The organism is Sphaerospermopsis reniformis (assembly GCF_005402885.1).
Lineage (GTDB): Bacteria > Cyanobacteriota > Cyanobacteriia > Cyanobacteriales > Nostocaceae > Sphaerospermopsis > Sphaerospermopsis kisseleviana.
Genome location: NZ_BJCE01000661.1, coordinates 1 through 232 on the forward strand (window position 1 = coordinate 1; position 232 = coordinate 232).

At 40.1% G+C, this 232-nt stretch carries 1 protein-coding gene; it reads left to right on the top strand.

What is annotated here, in order from left to right:
- A partial coding sequence (locus FFR48_RS28745; protein ID WP_162502013.1) for a helix-turn-helix domain-containing protein occupies positions 1-232 on the top strand: 232 nt, incomplete at both ends.

The following is a 232-nucleotide window of genomic DNA, read 5'->3' on the forward strand; positions in this document are numbered from 1 at the left end:
CTACTAGGATTCAAAACCCAACTCAAAGTTAACAAACAACAACGACCACTACTAGCGCAACACGCAGGAGTAGCCAGACACGCTTGGAATCAAGGGTTAGCACTGTGTCAACAGGTATTATTACATAACAAACTGCAACCAGAAGAAAAAATCAAATTTCCCACAGCCATAGATTTACACAAATGGTTAGTAGCAGCCATTAAATCTACCCATCCTTGGTATTATGAAGTGT